This is a genomic window from Pseudomonas sp. USTB-Z (assembly GCF_019691255.1).
Lineage (GTDB): Bacteria > Pseudomonadota > Gammaproteobacteria > Pseudomonadales > Pseudomonadaceae > Aquipseudomonas > Aquipseudomonas alloputida.
Genome location: NZ_JAECZP010000025.1, coordinates 15,863 through 33,066 on the forward strand (window position 1 = coordinate 15,863; position 17,204 = coordinate 33,066).

A 17,204-nucleotide genomic window follows, 5' to 3' on the forward strand; every position below is an offset into this window, starting at 1 on the left:
ACCCTGTGCTAAAGCCCCTTGTTCAGGGGCTTGCACGGTTCAACGGTAGTGAACGGTGAAGTTCAGCGCGCCAGCGGCCACGCCAGGTGTCACCCGAGCCTCGGTCTGCACGTAGCGGGCATTGAAATGCAGCACGGTTTGGCCAATATCCAGTTCCTTGATCAACTGCTCGGACTGCAGGGGCATCGCTGTGGTGTTGTCGCTGCGCAGTATCTGGATGCCGACGCCGTCGGCGCTGCCTGATCCCGGGAGTATGCTGAACACGCCTTCGGTGGGGTCGATGGGGACTGAGCCTTGGCTGGTATCCAGCATCAGATGGATATCCGCACGCTTGGCACCCGGGGCACTGCTGTCCACGCAGTTGTTGAGGGTGATCTGGAATGGGACAGAATTTAGGGGCGTGCCGACGCCCTTGAAGTCATCGATGCTGTATTCCCCCATGTTCACAAGGCCGGGATTCACTTGGTTTCCTGCCAGGGAGCACTGTGCGCGGGTGATGGTGGCCTGGACCTTGTAATCCATGACTTTGCCTAAGTCATGGATGAAACCATGGAACACCTCCACGTCGACTTCTTGCGGCCCTGGGTCGATATCGCCAATCTTGATGAAGCTGGCCTTGCCGCGGATTGCGTCCAGTGGCAGGCCAAACGAGGTCGGCCTGGTCATGGTCCCGGTGTAGGGGATGCCAGTGCCTGCGTCGGGCGTGAAGGTATTGTCGGCACTGCCATTGAAGGGGTAGCCAAGATCGATGGCAACGCCCACGCCCTGGATGTTGGTCTGCATCACCATGCCATCCACGTTCTTGTTGCCCATGAGGGGCAGGCTGCCGACGAACGGTGGTGCGCTGTTGGGCAGCTTGGCAGTGACTGGGTTGGCTGCGTTATAGAAGCAGGTCAAGGTCGCCCCTTGGTCATTTTTTGCGTATAGACTGGCCTCGCCGATGAGCGTCCCGACGGGTGCATCGCGCGGGATCGAAAAACTGACCTTCTGGTTTTTGAAGGTCATGTAGGTTGCGCTGCCAGCGCCCCAGCTGCAGTTGGCCTGCGCGCTGGTCGCCACCAGCCAGGGCATGAGGTTGCAGAGGGTCAAGGCAAGCAGGCGCAGGCGGCGGGTGTGGGGCGGGGTCATTAGGCGTGTTCCTGTGAGTCGTCGGCAGATGCCGGTTTGGTGTCGTCAACCGATACGGGCAGGCATTGCAGCGTTTGCATGCGGAAGCCATCGAGCAGTGGCAGGTTTTGCGGGTTCACTGCCACCTGGCAGTGCTGATTGCCGTCGTCCTGCCAGCGTACCGTCAGGTGTTGCGGACCTTGCTGGGTGCTTGCCAGCAGGGTTTGCCCAGCCTGGCCGACCACGGCCAGTGACTTGCCTTGCGCATCGCTGACGTCGGCGCCGAACGGCAGTGGGCGGCCGTCGGGGTGTTGCAGCGTGAGCACCATGCGCACCACCCGGCGTGCGTCGAAGCGGGCCTTGACCACTGCACCTCGGCGTGGAACCACTTGCTGGCTGCCATTGTCGATGACCACTTCGGGGGGCAGTTGGTCGGTGTCGAGTACCAGTGAATTGACCCGATAAGGGCGCAGGTATGGGACCAGCAGGTATCCATCGGCATCTGTCCGTGTCGAAGTGGCATTCTGCATGCCGAGATCGGCGACGTCGGGTACGTGTACAAGCGCCGTGGTCTCCCCCATGTAGCTGCCGAAAGTGATGCCGTCGGCATGGGCCAGCATCGAGCCACTGGCGTTCAGCGACAGGGTGCGATAGTTGCTGCCTTCGCTGTACCCCACGCCATAACTGGCCTGGCTGCCCTGGTAGGCAAGCGATAGGTTGCCGCTCTTGCGGTTGTTCTGGTCGTTGGTCAGTGCCGCATAGTAACTGAGGCGGTCATCCAGCAAACCGCCTTGCAGGCTGGCGCGCTCGCTATACTGGCCGTTGACGCGTTGCAGGTCGAAACGGGTGGTCTGCCGGCGGCCGAAGTCCAGTGGCAGGCTCAGGCTCAGCCCGAACATCCTGCTGTCGGTATTGCGTTCGCTCAGTGATTGCGAAGCGAAGAGATTGACCCCGAGGTCACCCAGGCGTGTGTTGTACTGCAACTGGAACTGACGACGCTGGTAGTCGCTGCGCCAGTAGTCCTCTTGCGACAGGGTCAGGCTCAGCGAGCTGCTTTGGCCCATGGTCTGGTATGCCGAGGCTTCCAGGCGGCTGCGCCGGCTACCGGCAAACCGCGAAGCGCCATTGCGTTGCAGAACGGCTTCGTCAAAGTCGCGGTAGCCTTCGGTGGAGTAGCGGTAGCCGGCAAAGCGCAGGCTGGTGCGGGTCTGGAAACTTTTACCATAGCGCAGGGCAACGCTTTGCCCCTGCACTTGCCCCAGCGAACCACCCAGGTCGGTGCTCGCCTGGGTGACGTCCAGCGACAACGCACCCAGGTCAGCGAAGTCGCGGGCCGCTCCCAGTGCGTAGGCGCGATAGTAGTCACTGGCCAGCAGGCCGCCATAAAGCGTGCTGTTCCAGGTGCCGCCGCGGGCCAGGGTGGTTTGCCAGAACCCTGGCTTGTCGAGGTGTTCGGCACCGTTGTAGCGGCCAGCGGTGCCCGTATAGCGCCACACCCCTTCGCGTAGCAGGCTCCCCAGCGATGAATAGGGCTGGATGAAGCGGCTGACCTGCCCATCGCTTTCGGTCACCACCACCTCCAGCTCACCGTGACCGGCACCGACGCTGAGGTCGTCGATGGCATACGGTCCCGGGGCTACATAGCTGGAATAGATCGGGAAGCCGTTGCGCAGCACTTCGATCTTCGCCCGAGTTTGTGCAACACCGCGGATGACCGGAGCATATTGCTGCAGGGTATCGGAGAGCATCTCCTGGTCGGAGGCCAGGCGCACGCCAGAAAAAGCAAAGCTGCGAAATACATCGCTGCCGGTAAAGGTTTCGCCCAGGGTGAGGTTCGCGCGCAGGCCGGGCAGGTCACGCTGGGCGTAGGTGTCGCTGCGGCTCCATTGCCGTGTACCGTCATCGCCCTGGCGCAGTGCCTGTTGGCTGCGCAGGCGCCAGGCACCCAGGTTGATCCCACTGTTCAGGTAGAGGTCTTGGCTGCTTGTGTTGCGCCCTTCGCGCAGGCTGCTGTGCTGGGCCGATACCTGATAGTTGACGAACGCTGCATTGATGCCCGCGTCCCAGCGCTCTTGCGGCACGTTGCCCGAGCGGTCCTGGCGCAGGGCAACCTGTGGGATCGACAACGACAGGCGCAGCTGCGCCGGGTCGAAGTCGACACTAGCCTGCGGGATCAGGGTTGCCAGGTCGACACAGCTATCATCCTCGGGCAGGGCTGTCTCAAGCGCTTGCTCGCGCAGGTCCAGGGCACGCAACACGTCGCCGGTCAGGCAGGGTTGCAGGCCACTACCATTGGCTGCGGCATGGAACTCCAGCTCCCGCTCTTCGATGGGGGCAAGGTTTACCAGCAGGGCAACGCGATAGCGCCCTGCTGGTAGCGGCGTATGTGCAGCCAGGCTCTGCAGCGCCACCGCCCCGGCATCCGTCGCCTGGCCAGGGGGTTGGCGCATGAAGCCTGCCTGGAACGTGACAGGTGAGGTTTCGGCAAGCGTGGAGGTGGCGGGTGCCAAGGTCACAAAGGCACCCAGCAGTGGCGAAAGCGGGGCAAGGCGTAGGCGTGATGGCAGGTGCCTGCGCCGATCGAGTCGAGGCATTGGGGGGTCCTGAGCTGCGCTACCGGTCAGTGCCAAGGCAGTACCGGTGGGGTGGCTGTGTTGTGTAGCGAGCAGCGGCGCAGGGGTGCTTCAAAAGACGGTGTACGCCGAGTTCGAGGGCGCTAGGTTAGGCGGGGCGGGGGTGAGGTAATGTAGGAAGAGTCTTCAGTGTCTGGCGGAGTAATCAGCGTGAGCGAGGGGTAATGCATTGTGGGAAGGTTCCCGCTGCGTTGCGCAGCGGGAACTTGGTTGGGGTCAGTCCGCAGGTCATTAATCTAAATATCTAAAGTATCCGGAACGTATACCTTTTCCTGGTTCTGCCCACTCGAATGCTCTCGTAAAATCCGGTGGACCCTTCAGCCAGACAGGTGAGGACGGCGTTGAAGTGCCAGACGATTGACCAGAATTTTGGGTTATCTCAGCGAAGTTTTCCCCGCGGGAATTGTTGTTCGAGGTACGGCTCGTGACGGAGTTGGAACGGGTGGGGTTAGGTGAATTCCGAGAAGTATTCGAAGAGTTAACCACCGACCTGTTAGAATTTGTTCTGGTCAAGATCCTTGGGCTGTTACTTCCCCTGGTAGCCGATATCGAGGCTCGGGAGAGCGTACCCCCACCGGCAGGAGATGCGTTTGCCACTGGTGCGAGATTGCCCCCCTGTTTGATGATACCTGCGTTCATCTCGCCCATGTTTTTGAGCGCTGCGCTTATTCCACTCGTTCTGGCGGCAGCCGCTTTGGCCGCGTGGAGCGCCGCTCTGGTAGCCTTGATCCCGACCCCCGAAGCGAAACCGCCCGCAAAGGAGAGTCCAAAGAGTATGTATTGCAGGTTCTGGTCCTCATCATTGTTGACGGCGATATAGATCTGTCCAGCGAACGCGAGGCCGTTGGCGGTGACACCCGCGACCCCCAAGGTGAACTTAGGGAGTAAACTAAGACTCAATGGCGCCGACCACGGCATGAAGTATACCGAAGCGAGAAATATCGCCCCGGCTACGGCCACGCTTATCCACGCACCCCAAGGCGCTTTGGGCTTCTCGGGCGGGTCGATATACGATGGTGGTACACGGTCAGGAGGGATGCCTTGGACACGGTGCCCGGTAGGGTCGCGCCAGTTCACCGGGTTGCCTAGGGCGTACAGGTAGGGGTTGATGCCTGCTTCCTCCTGGCTTAGCGAGTCTGGGCTGTGGAAGCGCATCAGTCCTGGGTTGTACGCACGATAGCCGCTGCCGAGCAGATACCAGCCAAGCGCTTCCTCGCGGGCTTCGCCGTTGAACGCCAGCAGGGTGCGCATGCCGTTGTCGGCAGGGCGCTCGCCATAGACGCTGTAGTTGGCGTGGCGGGTACCCTGGGCATCGGTTTCGCTGACCACGCTACCGGCGATATCGCTGTGCAGCAGCCGTGTGGCCTCGGGGGCAGCCGGGTATTGCTGAACGCCCAGGGGCTGGATGCCGCTGTACAGGTATTGGGTCAGGACATCGTTTTCCAGCGTGCTGTCCAGCTGATGGCCGAGGAAACGGCGATGTACCTGGCGGCCGTCGGCATGCCGCGATGCCAGCAATTGATCATGCCCGTCGTACTGGTACTCCACCAGCGTGGTTTTGCCGTCGACATCGATAACCCGTTGCAAACGGCCAAGGGTGTCGTACTCAAGCTTGCGGCCAAGTTCGTCATTGAGCATGTTGCCTTGCTCGTCATAGGTGAACGTCTGCTCTTCGTCGAATGTCTGCTCCTCTTCGAATGCCTGCCATTCATAGTCGAAGGCCTGTTGGGCGGTGTAGCCCTCGAACAGGCGATAGCCAACCTTTTCCAATTGGAAACTGCCATCCTCTTTGTAGGTAAAGTCGGCTCTCTCGCTGTTGCCATCGGCAAACTCGGTGGCGCGACGGGTTAGCCGGTCCAAATCGTCGAGGCGGAACAGCTGGACACTGATCTGGCGCCCTTTGGTGTCGCTGGGCAGGTCCTCGCCAGTGCAGGTGTACTGGACCAAGCGATCGAGTTCATCGTACTCGAAGGTTTCCTTGCGCACCTCCTTTGCGTCCCGAACCAGCGTACGGCTATAGAGCAAGTCATTGTCGTACCATTCCAGGCTCAACACTTGTTCTGCAGCGCCATTTACGGTCAGCGTGCGTGTTTTCTCACGGCCCAGGGCATCGTATGTCTGGGTGCACAGCACGCGGCGATCGGCATTCCCGCCGTCACGGGTTTCTGTGCTGCACAGCAAACCCTGGCTGTTGTACTTGAGAACACTGTGCAGCGCCCCTTGGCTGATGCTGTTTACGCGGCCCTCGGCGTCATAACCGTATTCGCACTCGTGGCCATCGGAGTGCTTGCGAGTGCGTATCCTGCCTTGAAGGGAGTGTTTGTAGTCACTGTGGTGTTGCTCTTTGCCCCCGACCATCCAGGTGTCTTTAGCCAGGTAGCCCTCCTGGGTGTATTCATACCCGTGTCGGCCATTGCCGTTGTCGGCGCTCGATATCTGCGCGGTGGTCTTGTCGTAGCCGAAGATGGCCTGCGTAGCGGAATGCCGTTGCCCTGGCACTTCGATACTGGCATCCAGCATGGTGGGTTGTTCAGTCAGCTGCGGCAGGTAATTGTATTGGATGACGCGCTTGCGGTTCTGGTCTTGTGCGTAAGCCGTACGCTTGTCGATCAGCAAGGTCTGCGTCACGTAGTCGTAGTCCTCGATCCGTGGGCCGATCTTCACCTGTTTCAGCCTGCCCAGGCCATCGTAGCTGCGGCTGAATACCGTTTCGGCGGTGTCGCTGCCCGCTTCTTGCACTTCCAGCCTGGTGGTGAGTTCCTCCACGCTGTACCCGACGAAGCTACGCAGCAGCGCGCTACCGTTCGGGCGCACGGTTTTGTACATGCGTCCCCAGACGTCATAGCTGAATTTGCGGATGCGGGGTACTGCCTTGCTGCCCGGTGTGGTGGAGCTGAAAGTGTCCTGGGTGCAGCGGCCAAACCCATCGTAGACGTAGTCCGTGCGGCCGACTTGCACCGGTGGTTGACCTGGCTCTTCGATCTGGCGGTACTCGTAGGATGGTTTGTTGAAGGCATTCAGCTGGCTGACCCGCACATTCTGCCTGACGCCCGGTTGGTCCCGGGTTTCAATCCACTCGGTGACCAGATCGCCGCCTACGCCGAACGGTGTGGAGTCCGTGAACTCCGTGACGCCATCCGAGCGGAATACCTGGCTGCGTGCACCCCAGCCGTCGTAGCCATAGTCATAGGTCGTGGTGACGTCGGGCTGTTGCGGGGCCTGTGCGCCGGCATCGACAGGTGGGTAGTCGTAGAGCGTCTCGCGGGTGAGGCGGCCTGCCGAGTCATAGCGTGACGTCGATAGCGTGCGCGTCAGGCGCGTTGCTGGGTCGCCAGCAACGATGACCTCGCGCTCTTCCCTGATCGGCCGGTTCAGGCCGTCGTAAACCACCCGTGTGATCACCCCTTTGGCGTCAGTGACTTGGTCATAGGAGCGTTTTCGTCCCTCATCGATGAAGAATCGGTAGGCGTAGCTACGGGTGGCCTGGTAAACGCTGTCGGGCGCCGTAGTGTGCTCTATCAGGCGGTTCAGCATGTCGTAGCGGAAGCGGCTCACCACGCCATTGAGATCTTCATCTTCGACCAACTGGCCACTAAGGATCGACTGCACGGCGCGGGTCGTCGTTTCGAGCGTGCCGCCGGGTGCTTTGTAGGTTTCTTTGGTCTGCAGCCAGGTAGGATTACCGTCGAGATCATTGGTGATCTCATAGCGCCAGGCGGTACTGGCCGAGAAACCGTTCATGCTGAACTCATGCTTGTCGGTGCGGCCATGCAAGAGTGGATTTTCAGGCATGTTCAGGTAGTAGCGGTGATTACTGTGCAGCAGGTGTTCTGTTTCTGCTTTCTGCCCGCCAGCGCGTGCCTCGATCTTGACCTCGAAGGTGTCCTCGTTCTCCAGTGCCAGCCAGTGGTTGGGCAGTTGCTGGGATGTGGCCTGGGCCAGAGCGGGTAGTTTGACGTACCGATAGCGGTTGCGCTTGATCGGAGCAGCATCCAGTGAGCTGTCGGCCACGGGCGCCGGGTAGACCGTTTCACATTTCAGGTTGCGCACAAAGCCTTCTGGGTCTTCCGGGCAGCCTTCGCATCCATTGGAGTAGTACTCGCGTACCGTGCGTATGCCGTTGGCCTGGATCTCCTCGGTCAGGTTGCCAAAGGTGTCGTACAGGGTCACCAGGGTTTCATCGCGGCGCTTGTTGGAGTCGCCGTCCAGCGTCCAGGACTTGGTCACTTGGTGGGGCAACTGGAAATGGTTGGGCTGAGCCTTGAAGTTCAGATTGTCTACTTCGTGGTACTTGGTCGTGACGGTTTCGATGCAACCCTGTTGTTGGGTGACCTGTTCGGTCAGGAGATGAAAGCGGTTGAAGGTGCGTGTGACCGTTCGCAGCACTTGGTCGCCCAGGTGGTGGTGTGCTGTGGACTGATAACGGAAGGTGGGATCAGGGGAGTCGTAGAGAATGTCTAGACCCGTGTCGGACCAACTGACGCCGGCACCATTGCCCAGGAAGTTGTTGTTGCTGAACGCGTAGGTGTTTTTCAGGTAGGTGGTATCGTCCAGCGGGTCGGGCTGAAGGATGTGTTCGGTCGCGTAGGGCAGGTATTTGCCTTCCACCCCTGGAAACGCATGGCCGTCCACCTTGTACCTAATCGTTTCGATGCCACCGACGGGGTTTTCCAGGCGGGTCAGGTAGTACAGGGTATCGTTATCATAGGCGACGTAGTCAAACTGCCAGGCTGCTTTGTCGGGGCCCGGCAGGTTCACACTTGTCAGGTGACCACCTTGCAGTCCCAAGGTAAACCGGGCATGAGCCTCGGTGCCCGGGTTTATATCTACAAGTACCTCGGCGTTGCCGGTGTAATCAATGCGCAGTAACACGCGCTTGCTGTCATCGCTGATCGATGTCAGGTGCGGCGTGGTCTTGTCTGGTGCGTAGTGCAGGTTGAGGCCATGCCCTGACGGCGCCAGTACCCGTACCGGCACTGCCCAATCATAGTTGGCGTCGCGTGGTTCGAGGATTTCGGTCAGGCCCGACTTGTGCGCAATGCGAAAGCGTTTCTGTTCGCCCTCGCTGATATCGCTGAAGTGAAAACTTTCCAGCTTACGCTCCGCGATGACGGCAGCCTCCCCAGGACCATTGTTGTCGACCTTGAATCTTTCACCGCTGTGCAGGTTGAGCATGCCGCTGGAGACGGTAAAGCGTGTCAGTTTCAGGCTCCAGCCAGTACCGAACCCCGTCTTCTCGTTGTTCATCGGGTTGAAATTAAGCTGCAACGGCAGGTCGGGACCGCACAGGTTATTGGCGTTAAGTGTTGGCAGGTCGATGCTTAACGCATATTGGCCGGTGCGCGGGTCGACACTGCCTTGAACGAAACTTGAAAAGTTGAAGGCGTTGGAATGCACGGACATGACATTATTCTCGCGAAGTGGATGGGAGGCCAGGTTGTTTCGAAAGGGTGACCTCAATTTTTTTTAGTGAATCGCGGCTCGCTGTACCGGTTTTTTCCATGACCTCCACGCCCAGCCCTTCCTTGATGAAGGCGTTGTTATCGTAAGTTCTCGCGTAGTAGTCAATATCGTTCGGCTCCAGGCCGGCCGGGTGGTGAGTGGTCTTGAGTTTTACTGACCAGTTATAGCCACTCAATGTAATGATTGAGGCGGAAGGTATATCGGAGAATTGGATTTTACGTGGCTTAGAAAGCGTCACGTTGAGTGTGAATGTTTCGCCATATTTTTCCGGGACGATTAATTCGTTAAAGTCTTGGTCCGGGTCGGTAACCATTATAATGCCCGACTGGAGGGGGGCACTTTCAGTGTTCATACTGGTCGTCTCATGTCAGCGTGTGGATCGGGTGTGCCGCAGCTGGAGTGCCCGCGACATCCATGAGCGAAAGTGATGCGCATAGGCCTCACGTATTCGCATACAGGCTAGGGGGGCTTTCTCTGGCGCGCACCTAGCAGTTTTACCAGTTGTTCGACCGATCCGAGCAGGGCTATAACTTTGCTGAAATATGTTGCTGGCAGACGAGGCCCAAGCGTTCCAGGGCGTAGCGTTCAGCTGGCACTCCTACAGTCGCCCATGCGATGGCGTCGACGTATTCGTCCTGTTCAAATTGGCAGGTTGATCAGCGATTGCGACGTTTCAGCGTAAAGGGTAATTAACCTGAGGTCGCTTGACATGAGTGGGCTGAAAGCTGCACCCGAGAAGCCGCATATCCCTGATTTGAATGAACGTGATGAGATAGATCTGGATAAATTGGGTGCCGATGCATTGGTTGTGCGTATTAAGTACACGGGTATGGATGGCGCAGATACTGTAAGTCCACGCTGGATAGGGGCTAACCCGGGCGGTGATGCTTTCGATGATACAGGCGCGGGGTACCCGGTCGACCCGATAGATGGGGTCGAGGTAAAGATCGATAACGCAACTATCCGAGGCGCCGCTGGCGGATGGGCATTTCTGTCCTACACCGTATTCCCATCCGGCGGCAACCCGCTGGAGTCACTTCGGCAGTTTTGCTATGTGGGGGTGCGCCCGCAAGAGGGAGGCGAGACGCTAGCGGTGCTACAGGCGCTGCCCTCGCACGGCTTGGTCATTCAGCCCCGCAAGCTCCCCGTCGGTGGTGTGGTGACCGTGCTTGTCGCTCCCTACCAGGCCATGCAGCCGGGAGACAAAGTCCATCTCAAGGTGGTCGGCTATGACGAAGATGGGGTTAAAGATGATGAATGGTCCAGGACGCTGTTAGTCGATGAAGACCATTTCGATAAGGAAGCCCTATCGGCCACCGTTCCCAAAAATTTTTTCAGCTTACTGGAAAAGGGCCATGCAGAGGGGTCTTACAGTATTGAATTGATGAACGGCAGCAAGCTCGATTCGCCTGTCCAACGCTGGGAAATCGACTCGGGCGCGACTTTGCCCCAGCCACTCGAAAAACCTGCCATCGATGGGTATGCGGAGGGCGAACCGCTGGAGCCGGCGAAGCTCCGCTCGGGCGTGACGATCCGGGTTCCGGTGTACCCTTCGATGGCGTCGTCTGACCGCGTTGTCATGCATTGGCGCAGCCCGGTGGGGGACCTGATCCAGTCGGTGCGTGTCGATCCCAGCACCATGGAGGCGGCCTCGATCCCTTTTCAGGTTTCTGGCGAAACCTTGGCGGCCAATGGGGGCACGACGGTGTGGTTGAGCTACCAATATGGCCGACCGGGCGAGAGCCTGAGTTCGAGCGAGTTGCAGGTAGAGATACTGCCAATGCGAGAGGCGCTGGTGGCGCCTGATATCAGGGGTGCCAACCCGGATGCAACGCCAGATTGGGGAACGATGGAGGCGCTGTCTGGTATTGACGGCGTATATGTTGTAGTGCCCACCGGCGTTGTCGCGCCTGGAGAACGCGTGCAGGTGCATTGGATAGGGCATTCCGAATGGGGCCAATACGTGGCCAAGGAGCCGGCGAGCACAGCCGACCCGCTGCGTTTTTTCATCCCGGCGCAGTATGTCGTGGCGAATATGGCGCGGGGTGACAAGGATGAATCCAGGCGTTTCAAGGTGTTTTACCGGGTGATCAACGAAGCGGATGAAGCTGATTATTTCGACTCGGTGGCCTACCACCTGCGAGTAGCGCCACTGCCACATGAACAGTTGCCGCAGATTATCTGCAAGGGTGTCTCTGGTAAAGAGCTGCCGCTCTCGGAAGTGCCTGAAGACGGTGCCGACCTGGAGCTGGAAACTTGGTACTTCATTGCTGAAAAGCAGCTACTGACCTTGTCGATCGTCGGCGTGACGGCAGAGGGCGAGCAGGAATACGTGTTTCACGATGCTATCGAAGTCTCCCCAGGGGAAGTCGAGACCGGGGTGAAGGCGAAGTTACCCAAGGACATATTGAAGCGGCTCATCGTGGGTGAGCGTTTTACGTTGTATCCACGGCTCAGCTATGACGGTGGAATTTACTATACGCCCTTCCGTGTTAATAACTTGACGTTAGTCGACTAGTCTCAAATTGTCGCGCATCAAGCGCTGGTGTTTTGTATCCAGCGATGATAGGCGATGAGTGATTTTAGGTAAAACGCTGTCAATAGGTAGTTTTTTTGTAATGCAGTGCGGGCGCACTGCTGTGCAGTCTGTGATGCACCTTTCTTGTTTCTAGAGTTCAGAGGGTTAAATAAATGCCTAGGCCTACACTTGCTCAATATTTGCAATACCTTGGAGAAAAGCCCCAGACGAAAGGTTGGGGGGCTATACTGGTTTATGATCGTTTTAAAACCAACATGCTGTTGACCCAGGAGCACATTGAGCGTTTCGACGGTAGCCATTGGCTAAAACCTATCAACCTGCGTGAGCTAACCGAGACGGGTAGTTACATTGATCTGTCGGAGCTTACCTTCAGCAAACCCAGCTTGACCTTCGTTAACTCGAACATCAGTAGCTCTAATGCGCGGTTGAGCATGCGTATGGTTGACGGCACCATCAAGCATCTGCGCGAAAAGTCAGGCGGTGATACCTTGGAAGTGATAAGCATCGCTCGGGTCGACCCACTGACCGCCCCGTCCGTGCGTATGAACATCTCTCTCAAAGAGAGCAACGGGGGCAACATTAATGACAAGGGCCGGGTGACACTGAACTTGGCCGAGGGTACAGCCTATACGTTCGAAGTGTCTGCATGGAAGGACTTGAACGATAAGGTGGGTAACGCTATTCGGAAAGAGTTTCAAGGGAGGGAGGTGGAAGAGCAAGTATGGGAACTGAACACGCTCGCGCCAGTGGAAGGTGAATTGAAGCCGACTTTCTTCTCGGTTCGAACGCACTCGCTGGCCAAGGCCGGCCAGACGGTCGCGAGTACTGACCCGGCCGAACTTGAAGAGGGGGCGGTACTGGTTGGCGTGGCCTTCAATGGTGGGGCGGTCGGTGATTGGCCAGCGAACGATGGAGGTTTTCCGTATTTACTGCCGCAACCCCCAACTGGCGAGGCGTATACGGCAAATATCATTTTGCACAATGCGGCGTGGGCAAAAGACCTCGTGGCCAAGATGATAAAAAAAATACCCGAATTCAGTGGAATTGAGCCGACGTATGAGGAATCTGCAAATGGTTTTATTGTGCGGGCGAATTATGGTGAGTTGAAAGCCAATATTCCTGAGCTCGTGTTTAATGACCCGGGTGCGACGCTCGACTATGGGCGGCTTTCCCCCTTTAGTCTAGCGAGTGAGGGTAATGAGGGCTCGTTTAGTTTTGAAGAGGGCAAAATAAAATTCAGGTGGCAGTGTCATGCGCCGGCTGAAGTCAGGTGTTGTTTTACTTGGAGTTCGGTGCATACGTGTGGGGAGCGAGAACCAGTTTTCATCTTCACCTTTGAGAAGGAATATTTGCTCAGCATCGAAAGCGAAGGTCCGAATAAAGGTAGGGTGACCATTGTACCCGGAGAGAAAAGTCTTCGTACGGATATTGAGCTTGACGACAATACTGATGTGAGAGGGATGTTTTGGGGGTTCACTGTCGATCGTTGTGCCCCTCACGTCAAACCACCGATGGAAAAAGCATTTGAGAAGTTTACTTCCGCCATCGAAGAAGTCGGGGCCTCGATTGATGTGCTGCGTCTGAACGGGTTGCTGTTCCGCAGTGAACAAGCGGTACAACCCGTTTCCGTGCATGCCCCCGGCGACCTGTCGTTGCTGGGTACCCTGGCACCGAAGTTCACCGCCTTTGCCGTTGAACCTCTAGAGGTATCGATTGGGGCCGGTACAAGTCAGGACTTCGTCCTGACGACACCACCCAACGCCCCAGTTACCTGGACTGTCAAGCCCGTGCCAGGCTCAGAGGGTGAAATAGGCTCTATCAAGGATGGCACCTATACCGCGCCGACGCGGGACAAGATCACAGGTGCCTCGAAGCAGGTCATCGTCGAGGCCCAATCAGGCGACAGTATCAGTCGGGCATTGGTGACAGTCGTCGCTAGAAAAGTCTCGGCCTATCCGCTTCTACAGGTCGCCAATTATTCGCCGGAGCCTCCGGCGAAACCCCGCACTTACCTGCTGATAGGTGGCAGCTTGGATGAACAGTTGCAGTGGAGCATGGGGGGCGGTGCGAAAGGCGCCTTGCGTGAGCCAAACGCCGACGACGATAACCTTGAGATTCCCCCGGGTGCGAACGCGCGCATTTATGAGGCACCGACCCATCAACCGGGAAGTGCGGGCACGATTGGGCGCGTGGTGCAACTGGACACTGTGCAGGTATCCGCTGGGGGAGAAACGGACGTCTTCGAGATCCTCATAGCGTGGTTCCCTGTCACTGGCGTGCTCAAGGCTACGCAGCCGGAAGAAGGAAAGCTGGCGCTGGAGCTTTGGACTCCAGGGGGAATGATGGACCCTGAGCTAATCCCGCCTGATGCGGTCGATTGGTACACGGTAAGGGGGGAGGGCAACATTGATGAAAAGACGGGTGTTTATACAATCAGCGAAAAGGACAGCGATTACGTCATTCTTGCAGCGATTGAAAAGACTAGGCCCAATACCTGGGATTACGTCGTGCTTCCACTACCCTTCGACCCGGATTACATCGAGCAACTGAAACAAGTCAAGCAAAACACCGGTGCGAAGGGGGCTTGATCATGGCTAGCAATTCAAAGGATGACCTGCTCGCAGAACTGAGCAAGGGTGACGCCATGCACGGCTGGGGTGCGATGCTCTCGATCGGCCGCGACCGTTTCAACCAACTGTTGCAGGATCGCTTTGTCGAGGCATTCGCGACCCAGGACTTTATCGTGCCGTTCAGCGGCGAATATTACGCGGATAACAACACCGAGAAGGTTGTTTTCGCGAACATCATGTTCGGCCCGCCCCAGGTGTCGTTCAGAGCGGCCAGTGGTCGGTCGGCACGGGTCAAGCTGAGCATGGAACTGATCGCCGGCAGGTGTAGCATGATTGCCGAGTACCCCGGCGAGCCTGCCTTCTTGAGGCGCAGCCATGTGCTGCAGCCGGGCATGGGCTTTCGATTCGAAGTAACCGTCGATTTGCAGGTAGTGCGGTCACGTAATGCCGACAAGGGCCAATTGGTCATCGATTGGAGTACGGTCTCCGACCCGGTCTGTAACCTGGCGCCAACCCCAAACGCCGAAAGCACCATGGGCGCATATTTACTGCGGCAGCTGGGGCCGCAGTTGCGCAACTGGGCATTGCCGGTGGTAACGATCGAATTCCACTTTGGCTATAGCGCACTGTCCGTGGTGGATTTCACTGTCGTGGCGCAAAAGGCCCCTGAAGGGGGGGGCAGCGGCTCATCGCCCGCGGACGATGGGGCCGTGGTGTTGCTCATGCAGTTAAGGGGTGCGCTGAAGTGGGGCTATGCGCCTGCCGGGTGGCTCTACCTACTGCCGTCGAGCGGTGCCGGCAAGGGCAACTACGGTGCTTCGCTGCTGGTAAGCAAGGCTTGGGCCCCCCTGATGGCCAAGTTCGCCACCGACGTGTTGTCGCAGGTGGTCTTGCCGCAGAAACATGAGATTGCGATGTCCGAAGAGTACAAGCAGCATGACACGATCCTGTTTGGCGATATTACGCCTGGCAAGGACGCGCGTATTCTGCAGCCGGCGCTAAGTAGTCTCGGGGCTTCCAGGGACAAGCAATTCACCCTGACGGGCACGGCGCCCAGTGAATGGTCGGTGCGTAATCTCACTTATCCGCGTGCGTGCGGTGACATGGTGGCCGGGCGTTATACCGCTTCGGCCATCGACAAGTTTGCCAGTGACTCGCAAGTTGTCCTAGTGACGGCCAAGCTGACCAACTCGCCCGACAGTGAAGTACGTACGGCATTAGTGGTCGAGTCCAGCGAGGCCTTGGCGATTTCACCCAGAGTAGTGCTCTGGAACAAAGGCGATCCTGCGCTCACGCTGACGGCGTCAGATGGTGAGGGCATCTCCTGGGCGCTCGAGGATGGCACCACTGACGGCTTTGAAGCGATTCCGGAAGATCCCCGCAGTGTCAGGTATACGCCGAGCGCCAAAGACGAAAAGGTGCCTGTGGAGCTGTTGCGTATAAAGGTGTCGCGCGGCGCCGACAGCGGCTATGCAACGGTGGTGATGATCAAATACTCCATGATGCTCCAGCTCGAGCCGTTTCATGTCTCGCAAATGCCACCCAGCGGGACCCAGGACTTTGCTCTTCTCGATTATAAGGCGGACTCATGGATGCTCTTCGGTAAAGGTACGCTTAAGGACGGTGTCTACACCGCGCCGGGGGCTGAGCCAGGCGGGCCGGGTGAAGTCAGCGTCGTTGTCGGCGTTGCCTACGGGCTTGGGGGGCTTGCCGTGATCGAGCACGGGCGTAACAGTGTGCAACAAATGGCCACACAGCAAGAGCGTTGGAAAGCGCTCAATAGATTTGAAGTTTTGCGTAATAACAGCAATCGTAACAAGGTCTTGGCCAATGGTTTGCAGCAGGTTGGCATCGACGTCCTTATCGAAACCAACAGTTTCGAGGGGGCTAACGGGACTGTATGGGACCCGGTGAGCGATCAGGAATTATCGACGCTGCAGCTGCTATACGAGGACGGTAGCCCAGTCTACGTCTTGCCGGCTGGTGCTGATGGGTTGGACCCTGATGAGCTGCCTGAGGAGGCAGCTGACCAGAAATGGGCAGTTACCAAGCGTCGCAATGTTCGCTACGACTACTTTCCAGTTAGCGCGGTTCAGGCTGAGCAAGACTCATTGCTAGCGCCAATCGACGCACGGCGTACCGTGACCTTCTTTGTGAACGCCCTGGAGGCCGAGGTCAGGAAGTTCAAGGCCAAGTTCCAGGATCATAACAACGGCTGGCATTACTCTGACCTCAAGGAGGGAGCCCCGGGGGTGCTCGAGCTGCAAGGGGTGCAAGTTTCCCCGCCCAATATTGACGATTACAAATTTGAGCCAAAGCGGGTGTATACCCACGATGGTAGTAATCACTCGAACGGCGACTTCTTCAACTATTGGCATTACACCACCGATTACTGGGTACTCAGAGCCCCCGGACTCGAGTTTGTCAGGGCCCGTCTGGCGTATGCATCGATGATGAAGTGGGAAAGCGAACTGATCGACGAAACCTACTGCAGCTACACAGGGTTTGCGTTCATTCCCCGTCGTGATCCGGATTCCGTATCGCCACCGAGCGGCATCACGTATGGGGCTGAACTCGAGTTGCTGGTGCATGAGGAAAAGGTGAAGTTCGAAGGCCTGGATTATGGGTTCAAGAACCATGAGTCCGTCAGTACAGGCACCCTGCTGTTGAGCCTGGATCGGGTACCGAACTTGAAATACTGGGTTGACACCGAACATACCGAGTATCGCAAGGTATTGGACAGACCACTGCTCGTAACGCTCACCGACAACTACGGCAATGCCCACCACTTGAGAATTACTTTCAAGGGCGGCGTGGACAGCCGCAACCAGTTGGTCCTTGAGGGGCAGTAAAGCCAAGTCGCCCGTTCGCGGGCGACGCACCCCAATTATC

The 17,204-nt window shown here is 58.0% G+C and carries 7 protein-coding genes; 3 read left to right on the forward strand and 4 right to left on the reverse strand.

What is annotated here, in order from left to right:
- Positions 1–39: 39 nt before the first annotated feature.
- From I8746_RS22945 to I8746_RS22960, 4 genes are all read right to left on the reverse strand, one after another.
- Entirely contained in the window at positions 40–1,128 is a 1,089-nt protein-coding gene (locus tag I8746_RS22945) for a fimbrial protein (protein WP_221101084.1), read from the reverse strand.
- Entirely contained in the window at positions 1,128–3,701 is a 2,574-nt protein-coding gene (locus tag I8746_RS22950; protein ID WP_012053319.1) for a fimbria/pilus outer membrane usher protein, read from the reverse strand. Before I8746_RS22950 ends, I8746_RS22945 begins: the two co-directional genes overlap by 1 nt.
- 270 nt (positions 3,702–3,971) lie before the next feature.
- Positions 3,972–9,143, reverse strand: coding sequence for an RHS repeat-associated core domain-containing protein (locus I8746_RS22955; RefSeq protein ID WP_221101085.1), 5,172 nt, complete (start codon positions 9,141–9,143; stop codon positions 3,972–3,974).
- Positions 9,144–9,147: 4 nt separating this feature from the next.
- A complete protein-coding gene (locus I8746_RS22960) occupies positions 9,148–9,555 on the reverse strand; it encodes a hypothetical protein (RefSeq protein ID WP_012053317.1) in 408 nt (135 codons plus the stop codon).
- 357 nt (positions 9,556–9,912) lie between these two features.
- On the opposite strand from I8746_RS22960, the gene I8746_RS22965 reads away from it, so the two are divergent.
- The 3 genes from I8746_RS22965 (at position 9,913) to I8746_RS22975 (ending at position 17,164) form a co-directional block, all read left to right on the forward strand.
- Positions 9,913–11,721: a hypothetical protein gene (locus tag I8746_RS22965; protein WP_014754089.1), complete on the forward strand. Its 1,809-nt coding sequence runs from the start codon at positions 9,913–9,915 to the stop codon at positions 11,719–11,721.
- A gap of 173 nt (positions 11,722–11,894) precedes the next feature.
- Complete coding sequence (locus tag I8746_RS22970) at positions 11,895–14,330, forward strand: hypothetical protein (RefSeq protein ID WP_017147841.1); 2,436 nt, start codon at positions 11,895–11,897, stop codon at positions 14,328–14,330.
- 2 nt (positions 14,331–14,332) lie between these two features.
- A complete protein-coding gene (locus tag I8746_RS22975; RefSeq protein WP_014754086.1) occupies positions 14,333–17,164 on the forward strand; it encodes a hypothetical protein in 2,832 nt (943 codons plus the stop codon).
- Positions 17,165–17,204: the final 40 nt, after the last annotated feature.